Raw genomic sequence first — 12,329 nt, forward strand, 5'->3', positions numbered from 1 at the left:
TGGAGGCATCCATGCATACACCTTCCCCCGCGGCATGCGCCGCCGAACCTAGTGCCCAGGCGGCGCGGCTGCCCTTGGGTGGGTTGCTGGCCCTGGCCCTGACCGGCTTCATCGCCATCCTCAGCGAGACCCTGCCGGCCGGCCTGCTCGACCAGGTCGCCACGGGCATGGGCATCAGCCAGGCCATGGCCGGGCAATGGGTCACCGCCTACGCGCTGGGTTCGTTGCTCACGGCGATTCCGCTGGTGACCTTGACCCAGGGCTGGTTTCGGCGCCGGGCCTTGTTGCTGGCCATCGGTGGTTTCGTGCTGGGCAACGGGTTGACCGCTGTGTCAGCGGATAACACCTTGACCTTGCTGCTGCGTTTTCTGACCGGCGCCGCCGCCGGCCTGGCCTGGGGCCTGATCGCCGGCCATGCCCGGCGCATGGTGGCGCCGGCGCAGCAGGGCAAGGCGATGGCAGTGGCGATGCTGGGGCAGCCCATCGCGCTGTCGCTGGGGTTGCCGATCGGCACCTGGCTAGGCGCCTTGCTGGGCTGGCGCGCCACGTTCGTGGTGGTGACGCTGGCGGCACTGTTGCTGGTGGGCTGGGTGCTGCGGGCGGTGCCGGATTTCCCCGGCCAGGTGGCGGGCCGGCGGCCGGCGGCGCTGGGGGTGTTGCGCACACCCGGGGTGGCGCGGGTGCTGCTGGTGATCCTGGCGTGGATCCTGGGACACAACATTCTCTATACCTACATCGTGCCGTTGTTGGCGGCGCTGGGCATGGCGGGCGAGGTCGGCCAGGTGCTGATGACCTTCGGCCTGGCATCGTTGGTTGGCATCGTGCTGGTTGGCCTGGGCGTGGACCGTCACCTGCGCGCGCTGGTACTGGCATGCCTGGCAGGCTTTGCCCTGGCCACCCTGGCGCTGGGCCAGGTGCAGGGCTCGGCGTGGCTGGTGCATGCCAGCGTGGCGCTGTGGGGCTTGACCTATGGTGGCGCGCCGACCTTGCTGCAGACCGCCTGTGCCGATGCGGCGGGCGAGGGCGGCGATGTGGCGCAGTCGATGCTGGTGACGGTGTGGAACAGTGCGATCGCCCTGGGCGGGATCATCGGCGGCTTGTTGTTGACCGGGGCCGGGGTGGCATCCTTTGGCGCGGTGGTGCTGGGGTTGCTCGCCGTGGCCGGGTGGCTGGTGTTCGGCGGGCGCCGGGCCGGGTTCGCCAGTGGCGCCCGGCGGGGATGATGCGCGCCGGCCAGGCTGGTGCCTACGGGCTGGGAGGGCAATGCTGTAGGAGCCGGCTTGCCGGCACGGTAGAATCGGCATTTGCGCTCCAGCTTTGCGAGGTTCACGCGGTGCAGTTGCAACGGGGCTTTGTCCTTACCCGTCATTGGCATGACACGCCCGAAGGCGCCAGCGTGGAATTCTGGCTGGCCACCGACCAGGGCCCCAGGCGGCTACGCCTGGCGCCCCAGCCTTCGGTGGCGTTCATTCCGGCTGCCCAGGCCGATCACGCCCGGGCGCTACTGGCCAACGAGCCGGGCGTCGAGCTCAAGCCCCTGCACTTGCGTGATTTCGACCAGCGCCCAGTGCTCGGCCTGTACTGCCGCCAGCACCGTCAGCTGATGGCCCTCGAGAAGCGCCTGCGCGGCGCCGGCATCGAGGTGCTGGAGGCCGATATCCGTCCGCCCGAGCGTTACCTGATGGAGCGCTTCATTACCGCCCCGGTACGTTTTGTCGGCCATCCCGATGCACAAGGTACCTGGTGCGACGCCCAGCTCAAGCCTGACCCCGACTACCGCCCGCCACTGCGCCTGGTGTCACTGGATATCGAGACCAGCGAGCGCGGCGAGCTGTACAGCATCGCCCTGGAAGGCTGCGGGCAGCGCACGGTGTACATGCTCGGTGCGGCCGCGGGTGAACACCCTGCGGTGGATTTCGAACTGCATTATTGCGCCGATCGCGCGGCCATGATCGACAGCCTCAACCGGTGGCTGGCCCTGCACGACCCGGACGCGATCATCGGCTGGAACCTGGTGCAGTTCGACCTGCGCCTGCTTTTCGAACATGCCCGCCAGCTCGAGGTACCCCTGTGCCTGGGCCGCGATGGCGCGCCGCTGCACCTGCGTGAGCATGGCAGTCGCCATCACTTTTTCGCCGAAGCGCCCGGGCGCTTGCTGATCGACGGTATCGAGGCGTTGCGCTCGGCTACCTGGAGCTTTCCATCCTTCAGCCTGGAAAGCGTCGCCCAGCAGTTGCTCGGTGAAGGCAAGGCCATCGACACCCCGTACGCGCGCATGGAGGAGATCAACCGGATGTTCGCCGAGGACAAGCCGGCGTTGGCCCGCTACAACCTCAAGGACTGCGAACTGGTCACGCGGATCTTCGCCCATACCCGGCTGCTCGACTTCCTCCTCGAGCGCGCGTCGGTCACGGGCCTGGCGGTGGACCGCAGTGGCGGCTCGGTGGCCGCGTTCTGCCACCTGTACATACCGCACATGCACCGCCTGGGCTATGTCGCTCCCAGCCTTGGCAGCCGCCCGGACGAGGCCAGCCCCGGCGGGTTCGTCATGGATTCGCGGCCAGGCCTGTACGACTCGGTGCTGGTGCTGGACTACAAGAGCCTGTACCCCTCGATCATCCGGACCTTCCTGATCGACCCGGTGGGCCTGGTCGAGGGCTTGCACCAGCCGCAAGACGCTCATTCGGTGGAGGGCTTTCGCGGTGCGCGTTTTTCCCGCACCGCGCATTGCCTGCCGGCCATCGTCGAGCGCGTGTGGCAGGGCCGCGAGGCAGCCAAGCGTGACGGCAACGCGCCGCTTTCGCAGGCGCTGAAGATCATCATGAATGCCTTCTACGGGGTGCTCGGTTCCAGCGGCTGTCGCTTTTTCGACCCTCGCCTGGCGTCGTCGATCACCCTGCGTGGGCACCAGATCATGCGCCAGACCCGGGCTTTGATCGAGGCGCAGGGCTACGACGTAATCTACGGCGACACCGACTCCACGTTCGTCTGGCTCAAGGGCGCGCAGGCCGAAGACGACGCCGCGCGCATTGGTCGCGCGCTGGTCGCGCAGGTCAACCAGTGGTGGCGCCAGCACCTGCGCGAGACCCTCGGGCTGGACAGCGCGCTGGAGTTGCAGTTCGAGACCCACTACGCGCGCTTCTTGATGCCGACCATTCGCGGCGCCGAGGAGGGCAGCAAGAAGCGCTATGCCGGCCTGGTGCGCCGTGGCGAAGGCGACGGCGACATGGTGTTCAAGGGCCTGGAGTCGGTGCGTACCGACTGGTCGCCACTGGCCCGCCAGTTCCAGCAGGAGCTCTATGGGCGAATCTTCCGCGGCCAGCCTTATCGCGAGTATGTGCGCCAGTACGTGCACCGCACCTTGGCGGGCGAACAGGATGCCCTGCTGGTGTATCGCAAGCGCCTGCGCCGGCCATTGGCCGATTACCTGCGCAATGTGCCGCCGCATGTGCGCGCCGCGCGCCTGGCGGACGACTACAACAGCCGCCTGGGGCGGCCCAGGCAGTATCAACGCGGCGGCTGGATCAGCTACCTGGTCACCATGGCCGGGCCCGAGCCGCTGGAGAACCTGCAGGCGCCGATCGACTACGAGCACTACCTGACTCGGCAATTGCAGCCGGTGGCCGATGCCATTCTGCCCTTTGTCGGTGATGACTTCAGTGCCCTGATCGATCAGCAATTGCCGCTGTTCTGAACGGGTGGTAACCCTATAGCACCCTCAAAAGACAGCCAGCCTTTAGTTTTGCTCCTCAATCATTGAGGAGAAGGCGAAATGGCCAGCACGCTCGACCCGCTGAGCAAAGCGGTGGATACGCTCGCACTGGAACAGGCGTATCAGGATGGCATGATCGTGAAGCGCTTGCCGGACTGGATCGGCAAACTGACGATGGCCAAGCCAACGGACCAGAACATTCCCGCCAGCGGCCTTTACCCATCGCAACACACAGCCCTTCACGAGGCCTTCAAGACCAGCTTGCGCTGTCGCCACCGCTTGGCCGCCGAGCTCAAGCGAATACAGGGTATCGACCTGTTTGCCAAGCCGCTGCTGCAGCGTGAAATGCTCGAGCGGTTCGGCACGTTGGTGGAAATCGATCAGCTGTTCTTGCGTGTCTATTACTTTGCGGTCTCATCCAAAACGCAGGGGGCTACGGGGCGTCAGCCACAGATGGAGAAGGACTACTACGACATTCCCTTGCTTGAAGCGGCGTTGTACAACTTTTCCCAGGTTGAAACGACGCCCAGCGGCCAGCCGCGGGACAATTGTGTGGTCGACAGCAAGGGCGCCAAGCAGCAGCGACCGACCGCCATCGAGTTCGCCGGGCTCTGTCGGGTACTGGACCTGGGCGAGCGCTACCAGCAGCACCTCGCTGGCATTCTCCAGGCGCCTGCCGAGCGAACCGCCAGCGGCCATGCCGTCGCCGCAAGCTTGCAGGACCGGTACAGCAGCGAGATGTTGATTGCCGCGTGCAAGGCCAAGTCGGAAGGCGTGTTGCAGGCCGGCGAACTGGCGCTGATCATCGAGCTGTGCCAGAAGGGCAAGCCAGGCACCCTGGACGACGCGCCGGTAATTGCCAAGCAGATGCAGGCGTTTGGCTGTGACCTGCAGCAGATCGTGGTACTGGATGTGATACACGAGGGCTGGTTGTTCAATTTCAGCCGCAAGGTACTGGTGTACATCCCCGGCGACCCCCATGGTCCCTGGAGCGTGAGCGACGACCTGGAGGCGTTCACCCGCAAAGTGCTGGGCAAGCGCTTGCGCAACAAACCTTACCAGCAGTTCTTCGCCCGCTTCGTGCGTCGTCGCGACAGCCGCAAGTTCTTCGCCAAGGTGGCGGCGAAACTGGAGGGCGTCGCCGACTTCGCCACCCGCGAGATGGATCAGCATATGCGCGCGTATGCGCCGACGCTGTTCGAACAGTTGGCCAAGGCCTATATCGTGCAGATCAAGGACGATGCCGAGGTGATCGCCGTGCCCGCAGGCAAGATCGATCGGCAACTTCAGCGTGAACATCGCCAGCAACTGGAGACCGAGGGTTGGACACTGCTGGGCCTGGCCGCGTTGTTCGTCCCGGCCTTGGGCGCCCTGTTGCTGGCAGTCATGGTCTGGGACCTACTCGATGAGCTGTTCCAGGCCGTCGAGGACTGGCGAGAAGGCGATACGCATGACGCCCTGGAACATGTGCTGAACATCGCCAGGAGCGTGGCGATGATCGGCGCGACCGCCGCGCTGGTGGGGGGCGTGAGCCGTGCTTGGAACGCCGTGGACAAGCTGGTGCCTGCGCGCCTGGAAGCAGGGGGGGAGAAGCTGTGGAGCGGTGATGTGACGCCGTTTCGCGGTGCGCCACCGCCAGCCCTTGCCACCCTCGACGAGCAAGGTGTGTATCGGCTCGGCGAACGCAGTTGGGTGAGCATGCAGGGCTACTACTACGAGGTGCGCCAGCGCGCCAGCGACGAGCAATGGCAACTGCTGCCGCGCCAGGGGCATGGCCCAGTGCTGCGTGGCAACGGGGCGGGGGCCTGGCGGGTATGGAGCGAGCAACCGGTCGAGTGGGATGACCCCTACCAGATGTTTCGCCGCCTCGAGGGGCCGTTTCGCCAGCTGGACGATGCCCAGATCGATCAAGCGATGAGCATCCATGGCTTGAATACCGAGCACCTGCGGGCTTTGCATGTGTACGGCAAGGCACCGGAGCCCGAGCTGGCGGACACTGTCAGCCGCCTGTTGATCGAGCGCCGGGTGCAGGATCTGGTCAGCGCGCTGCGCGCCGCGCAGGCTACCGACGATCCCGAGCTGCTGGCCAAGGTCAAGGCGCTGCCGGGCGCGGCGGGCAAGCAAGGGCAAGCGTTGGCCGAACACGCCTGGGAACAGCGGCGAACGTTACTGCGTCAACTGTACGATGAAACACAGGCCACCGAGGATCAGGCGACCCTGACACTGCGCAAGGTGTTTCCCCGCCTGCACCGGTTCGCCGTCCGGCAATTGCTGGGCGCAGCCACGCAGGCCGACCGCGACTACCTCGACACTACACACAAGCTGCCATTCCAGCTGGTCCAGGCCGCGCGGGCCAGCATGCTGCGCATCAGGGTCACCCGTGCCTGTGAAGCGCTGTACTTCGACGTGCCACAGGACCTCGATCTGGCCAGGACCGTCCTGGCCATGCTGGAGGCCCGAAGCGCATGGGCGGGCAGGCCGCACGTGCGGCTGTTCGACGGCCAGGCGTTGCAACCGTTGCAGACCATGGCTGGCGCTGGACGCAGCTACCGACTGATCCACGACAATGGCCTGTTCAGCCTGGAGGATGCCCTGGGTATTGGCCTGGCGGGGCCGGACGAGTTGTTCAACGTGCTGGTCGGCGCCCTGCAAACCGAGGACTTTTCGACATTGGGCGTGGACGCGCCCTATGCGCTCAATTTGCGCCGGATGCTGGCACGCCAATTGCCCGCGCAAAGGCCATTGATCGCAAAGCAGCTGGGCAAGGACGAGGCAGCAACGAGCTTCGTCGCGCCTCAACGGCTCGACGATGGCAGGCTTGGCTATCCGCTGGGCGGCAATACCCTCAGTCGCCAGGGCCGGGCGGGCCGCCGTCCACGCTCGCTGGCGGCGCGGTTGCGTGACTTGTACCCAGCGTACAGCGCTGCGCAGATCGAGCAGTGGCTGCTGCGGATGCACCTGGCAAGGCGTGCGGCCAGCGAGGAGCTGACCGTGCTCGAGCAGCAGGCCCAGTTGTTGGACGACAGCTTGAAACAGTGGGAGAGAGGAGGGCTTCTGGGCGGCGACCGGCAAGCTCGGGGTCGTTTCAGGAAGGCGACATTGGAATGCTGGCGGGAAGTCATCCCGGGGCGTATCAATGCCGATGATCTGCAAGTGGAGGTCACCTGGACCTTCACCGGAGAACCGTTGCGTTCGCTGCCGCCGTTGCCGGCACAGGTGAGCTTCCCCCATGTGCGCAACATCGCCCTGCGCGCCCTGAAGCTCAGGGCGCTGCCCGATGATTTTCTGCGCGCCTTCCCGAACTTGCGCGCCTTGGAAGTGACAGGCAGCAAGCTGCAGCGCCTGCCGGTCAGCTTGATCCTGAGGCCTGCCCTGCGGGTGCTGGATCTTTCGGATAACCGCATCACGTTGGATGGGGCTCAGGCGGCGGTGCTCGGTGGGTGCAGGTCGCTGGTCTATCTCAATCTGTCGGGCAACCCCCTGGGGGACGGACTCTCAGTGGCCACCATGACACGGTTGAGCGAACTGCACTTGCGTGGAACGCAGCTCGAGCAGCTGCCTTTGGGCGTGCTGGCCAATCCCAGTCTGTATCTGCTCGACTTGACAGGCAACGACATCGGCGAGCTGCCCGAGGACTTCCTGAGGTCGGCCTTGTGGCGCGAAGGCTACGTGGACTTGACGGGCAACCCGGTGACTGTCCGGCAGAACACCAGCTGGCAGGAAGAATGGGAGACGCCCTATGACAGCCAGGTCCCTTATCACTTGCACTGGCTTGACCGCATGGACGTTGCGTTGCGCGATACCCTCGCGGCTGCCTGGGCGAGTATCGAAATCATGGACGGTTCGGACAACTTTCTGCAGTTGCTGGCTGCATTGACGCGTTCTGCCGACTTCAAGGGCGCTGACACCTTCAAGTACCTGGCCGCGCGGGTCCTGGATCTGATGGAAAGCATGATCGGCAATGCCCCGCTGGCCAAGGAGCTGTTCGACAACGCCGTGGTGGAAAACTGCGCGGACAACTCGACGGCGGTGTTCAGTGACCTGGAAGTGCGCAAGCTGTTGTGGCAGACCGTACACGACTTGCCCAAGGCGCAGCGCGGCCAGGCCCTGGTCAGGCTGTCACGCCGGCTATGGCGGCTGGAAATGGTCAAGCACTACGCCTGGCTGAATGCATCGCGTACCCTGCAGGGGCAGCGCGAGTCCCTCGAAGTGGCGCTGATCTACTGCCTGCAATTGCGTGATGCGCTGGACTTGCCCATCGGCGTGCGCACCATGCGTTTCGCCAATGCCGTGGTGGTCGCGGCTGAAGATATCGCGCAAACCCGGCAACTGGTCCTGAGCGCAGAGACGCCGGATACGCTGGCGGTCTGGATGCTAGAGCGCACGTTCTGGCAAGACCATGTCGCTGAGACATACGGTGATCGACTGAAGCTCCCCCAGTCGTTCCACGACAGGTCGGCGGCGCTGGCTGCCCAAGCCGCGCCGGATTCAGCGTACGAGGCGTTGCAGGAAGAGAGCGAGCAGTGGACTTACCAGCAGAAGTACTCCTTGACGATCGAGGCGTTGAACCGCTGGCCCTAGGACGCACCCGTGCGGTCAGTTGGACTATGCTCATTGCGTAAAGGCGTTGCCGCAGGAGCCGGTAATGGCCAGTAACCTTTTGCCCGCGCCGAAGGCTGGTCAGCTGGTTTAGGCTCCCGCGTCGGATCTTTCTCCCGGATCCGTAGTCTTTTGGTTTATCGACAACACAAGGAGATGCGCATGCTCGTCCGGTCACTGACCCTCGCCACCTTGCTCGCGGTAGCCGGCCCTTTGTACGCCGCCGACAGTGACGCACCATTGGCCAAGGAACTGGGCAAGGCCAGGCCGTTGGTGGTGATCGCGCCCAGTAGCGCCGATCCGACCCTGCGTGGCTTGAACCAGGCGCTGGAAGACCCCGCTACCAAGGCCTCTTTCACCGAGCGTAACCTGGTGCTGTTCAGCGTCGCCAACATGATGGGCAAGCGCGAGGACAAGAACCTCGAGCAGCAGGCCACCATGGCCCTGATCCGCGAACTCAAGCTGGGCGCGAGCAAGGGCACCAAGGTCATCCTGGTGGGCAAGGACGGTGAGCGGCATGTGCTCAAGGACGACGACAGCGGCGAGAAGCTCGACCCGCAGGTGATCTTCAAGGCTGTCGATGAGCTGCCGGCCAGCGAAAAGGCGGTGACCGCGCCAGAGCCGGTAGCTGCCGCCCCCGCCGAGCCCAAGGCCAAGGACAGCAAGGCCAAACCTGGCAAGCCCGCCAAGCCTGCCGCGCCGCCCAAGCCTCTCGAGGATTGACCGCCAGGGCGCGGCTCGCCCCGCGGCGGGCCGTGCTCTGTATCACTGTGTATCTACCCGCCGCCACGACCGACTGACATACAAAACCCCCTTTGTCGCGATACACCGACGACACACTGCTGCGGCCAAATGGCTCCACTTTCCAACCAAGTGGAGCAACACCATGAAAACGCGCAATACGCTCGGCCTGCTCGGCGCCACCCTGATCGGCGGCATGGTCCTGGGGAACACTGCCTTTGCCGTGGAACCGCTGGTCCAGGGTTACCAGTTGGCTGCTGCCAAGACCCCGGGGGAGGGCAAGTGCGGCGAGGGCAAGTGCGGCGCCAGCGGCAAAGCCACCCAGGGCGAAGGCAAGTGTGGCGAGGGCAAGTGTGGTGCCAGCGCCAAGGCTGGTGCCGAGGGCAAGTGCGGGGAAGGCAAGTGCGGCGACGCCTCGTTCGCCCGCACCGACAGCAACCACGATGGCAAGGTTTCCCGCGAGGAGTTCCTTGCCGTGGCCAAGGATCGCGCCGCCGACTTCGAGAAGATCGACCGCAATCACGATGGCTTCATCTCCGAACAGGAAGCCTATGACCACCTGGCCGGGATCTTCAAGGCCAATGGCAAGGCCATGCCTGATGGGCTGTTCAGCCACCTGAGCAACAAATCCTGACGCGCTCGCCCTAGGCGCCGCCCGGCGAACACCGGGGCAGCCGGTGCCATGCACCGCGCTGCCTGGTTCGCCGGCAAGGCAGGCGCCTACATCCGCAAGACCTTGCGAGAGACCTGGCAATGACTCATCCCACCCCCTTGTACACCGGGCTCGGCCTGCGCCGGGGCTTGCTGCCCGAACTGCTGCGCATGGACAGCGCCGAGCTGGATTTTCTCGAGTGCGCCCCGGAAAACTGGATCGGCGTCGGCGGCACCTTTGGCCAAGGCCTGGAACGCCTGGCGGAACGCTTTGCCATGGCCTGCCACGGCCTGTCGTTATCCCTGGGCGGGACACAGCCGCTGGATTCGGCGTTTCTCGGTCGAACCCGGCAGTTCCTGGAGCGCCACCGGGTACGCCTGTACAGCGAGCACCTGAGTTACTGCTGTGACGACGGCCACCTCTACGACCTGTTGCCGATCCCGTTCACCGAGGAAGCCGTGCACCATGTGGCCGCGCGCATTCGCCAGGCCCAGGATATGCTCGGGCGGCGCATCGCGGTCGAGAATATCAGCTACTACGCCGCGCCCTACCAGGCCATGGATGAGCTCGACTTCATCCGCGCCGTGCTCGCCGAGGCCGACTGCGATCTGCTGCTGGACGTCAACAACGTCTTCGTCAATGCCTGCAATCACCGCTACGACGCCCAGGCTTTCCTCGCCGGCATCCCGCGGGAGCGGGTGGTGGGCATGCACGTGGCCGGCCACTACGACGAAGCCTTGGACCTCAAGGTCGACACCCATGGCGCGCCGGTCGATGAGGCTGTCTGGAACCTGTTCGCCAGTGCCTGCCAGCGCTTCGGCGCACAGCCGACGGTGCTCGAGCGTGACTTCAACTATCCGCCCCTGGCCGAGCTGCTGGCCGAGACCGCGCGCATCCGTGCGCTGCAACTGGCCCATGGAGGCTGCTGACATGCCTGCGACCTTACGTGCGCAACAATTCACCTTGGCCCGTCATCTGCGTGATCCGGCCGTCAATCCTGCGCCGCCGGGCATCGAGGCCCGACGCTTGAAAATCTACCGCGAGCTGTTCTATGGCGCCATCGAAGGGCTGCTGGCGGGCAGCTTCCCGGTGCTGCGCGCAACCCTCGGCCAGCGGCGCTGGCATGCCCGGGTCGCTGACTTCTATGCCCATTACCGCAGCCAGACGCCGCTGTTCACGGAAATCGCCGAAGCGTTCATCGACTACTTGCAACATATTGAGCTGGATGCCCCTTGGCAGCTCGAGCTGGCGCACTACGAATGGATCGAGGCGCAGTTGTTCCTGAGCGACGCCGAGGATCCTTGCCATGACCCTGCCGGTGATTTGCTCGAAGGTGAGCCGCTGTTGTCGTGCGTGGCCCGGGTGTTGGCCTATCGCTGGCCGGTGGAGCGGATCGGGCCGGGCTACCAGCCTGACCAGGTGCCCGCCGCCTGCACCTTGTTGCTGGTGTATCGGGATGCTGGCCTGCAGGTGCGTTTCGCGCGCCTGGCGCCGATGGCCTGGCAACTGCTGGCAGGTCTGCCCGGCAGCGGCCACGAGCGTTTGCGGGCGCTGGGCAATGACGAGGTCCAGCGCCAGGGGTTGAGGCTGCTGGAGCAATTGCGCGAACAGGGCATCATTGTCGGCACCGCCGCAGGCGCCGGCCTTGCCGGCGAACACGTGCACAGGTGAAGCCTAGGCTCGACCGGCACTTGCCTGCGGCTGGGCCTTTTTCGCCGGTTTCAGGCGCGACACGCCAAACAGTACCAGCGCCAGGCCCATCACCTGGTACAGCGAGATCGCCTCGCTCAGAATCGCCCACGAAGCCAGCACCGTCAGCACCGGCCCCAGGTTGCCCACCGCCGCGGTGTGGGTCGGGCCCATGCGCTGGATCGCCAGGGCCACCCAGTAGATCGGCAGCACCGTCGAAAACAGCGCCATCAAGGCCGCATTGGCCCATACCGCGCGCGGCAATTGCAGCAAGGGGGCGACATCCGCCACCAGCAGGTAGTGGGCCAGCACCATCAGCGATGATGCCGTGCCGCACAGCCCGGCCAGGCGCATCGAGCCCATGCGCTTGAGCATCATGCCGGTGCCGGCGTAGTACAACGCGTAGGTGACCGCGCTGGCGAACACCCACAACGCGCCGACCAGCACCTGGCTGCCGCCACTGGCGCTGCCGATGTCATGCACGAAGGCGATCCCCAGCCCCAGGTAGCACAGGCCCATGGCCGCCAAGGTGCGCAGGGTCGGGCGTTCCCGCTGGAGCACGGCCTGGATCACCAGTACCAGGGTGGGGTAGGTGAACAGGATCAGCCGCTCCAGGCCGGCACTGATGTATTGCAAACCGTAGAAGTCGAACAGGCTCGCCAGGTAGTAGCCGAACAGCCCGAGCAAGGCCACGCGCAGGCCGTCGCCCAGGGTCAGGGCGGCGGCGCCCTGGCTACGGCTGGACCACACCAGCCAGGCGAACAACGGCAGGGCCAGGGCCATGCGCAGAGCCAGCAGGGCGATGGCATCCACTGGGCCGGCGGCATAGGCGAGCTTGACGAAGATGGCCTTGAAGCTGAACCCCAGGGCCGCCAGCACGGCGTACAGGCTGCCGTTGGCGAGGGCGCGGTGGAGCGGGGCGGGCAGGTGGGTCAT

Annotated in this window: 8 protein-coding genes; 7 read left to right on the forward strand and 1 reads right to left on the reverse strand. The window is 65.6% G+C overall.

Features of this window, described 5'->3' with window-relative positions; all coding sequences use genetic code 11:
• Positions 1-11 precede the first annotated feature (11 nt).
• From NJG22_RS09605 to NJG22_RS09635, 7 genes are all read left to right on the forward strand, one after another.
• The gene (locus NJG22_RS09605; RefSeq protein WP_253094049.1) at positions 12-1,223 is read left to right on the forward strand and encodes an MFS transporter; all 1,212 of its coding nucleotides are present in this window, start codon (positions 12-14) and stop codon (positions 1,221-1,223) included.
• A 110-nt stretch (positions 1,224-1,333) separates the two neighbouring features.
• The gene (locus NJG22_RS09610) at positions 1,334-3,694 is read left to right on the forward strand and encodes a DNA polymerase II (RefSeq protein ID WP_253094051.1); all 2,361 of its coding nucleotides are present in this window, start codon (positions 1,334-1,336) and stop codon (positions 3,692-3,694) included.
• Between the two features lie 78 nt (positions 3,695-3,772).
• Positions 3,773-8,293 (forward strand): NEL-type E3 ubiquitin ligase domain-containing protein, encoded by a 4,521-nt coding sequence (locus tag NJG22_RS09615; protein ID WP_253094053.1) that lies wholly within the window; start codon positions 3,773-3,775, stop codon positions 8,291-8,293.
• 180 nt (positions 8,294-8,473) lie between these two features.
• Complete coding sequence (locus tag NJG22_RS09620) at positions 8,474-9,034, forward strand: DUF4174 domain-containing protein (protein WP_253094056.1); 561 nt, start codon at positions 8,474-8,476, stop codon at positions 9,032-9,034.
• Positions 9,035-9,197: 163 nt separating this feature from the next.
• Complete coding sequence (locus tag NJG22_RS09625; protein ID WP_253094058.1) at positions 9,198-9,686, forward strand: EF-hand domain-containing protein; 489 nt, start codon at positions 9,198-9,200, stop codon at positions 9,684-9,686.
• Positions 9,687-9,805: 119 nt separating this feature from the next.
• Positions 9,806-10,633, forward strand: a complete 828-nt coding sequence (locus NJG22_RS09630; protein ID WP_253094059.1) for a DUF692 domain-containing protein — start codon at positions 9,806-9,808, stop codon at positions 10,631-10,633.
• A 1-nt stretch (position 10,634) separates the two neighbouring features.
• Positions 10,635-11,375 (forward strand): putative DNA-binding domain-containing protein, encoded by a 741-nt coding sequence (locus NJG22_RS09635; protein ID WP_253094060.1) that lies wholly within the window; start codon positions 10,635-10,637, stop codon positions 11,373-11,375.
• Between the two features lie 3 nt (positions 11,376-11,378).
• Here the strand turns inward: NJG22_RS09635 and NJG22_RS09640 are convergent, their stop codons facing one another.
• A complete protein-coding gene (locus tag NJG22_RS09640; protein WP_253094061.1) occupies positions 11,379-12,329 on the reverse strand; it encodes a DMT family transporter in 951 nt (316 codons plus the stop codon).

This window comes from Pseudomonas sp. VA159-2 (genome assembly GCF_024126635.1).
Classification (GTDB): Bacteria; Pseudomonadota; Gammaproteobacteria; order Pseudomonadales; family Pseudomonadaceae; genus Aquipseudomonas; species Aquipseudomonas muyukensis.

Coding starts and splice junctions, on each gene's coding strand:
- NJG22_RS09635 (WP_253094060.1), top strand. CDS start 10,635: ATGCCTGCGACCTTACGTGCGCAACAATTCACCTTGGCCCGTCATCTG.
- NJG22_RS09625 (WP_253094058.1), top strand. CDS start 9,198: ATGAAAACGCGCAATACGCTCGGCCTGCTCGGCGCCACCCTGATCGGC.
- NJG22_RS09640 (WP_253094061.1), bottom strand. CDS start 12,329: ATGACCCACCTGCCCGCCCCGCTCCACCGCGCCCTCGCCAACGGCAGC.
- NJG22_RS09605 (WP_253094049.1), top strand. CDS start 12: ATGCATACACCTTCCCCCGCGGCATGCGCCGCCGAACCTAGTGCCCAG.
- NJG22_RS09620 (WP_253094056.1), top strand. CDS start 8,474: ATGCTCGTCCGGTCACTGACCCTCGCCACCTTGCTCGCGGTAGCCGGC.
- NJG22_RS09630 (WP_253094059.1), top strand. CDS start 9,806: ATGACTCATCCCACCCCCTTGTACACCGGGCTCGGCCTGCGCCGGGGC.
- NJG22_RS09615 (WP_253094053.1), top strand. CDS start 3,773: ATGGCCAGCACGCTCGACCCGCTGAGCAAAGCGGTGGATACGCTCGCA.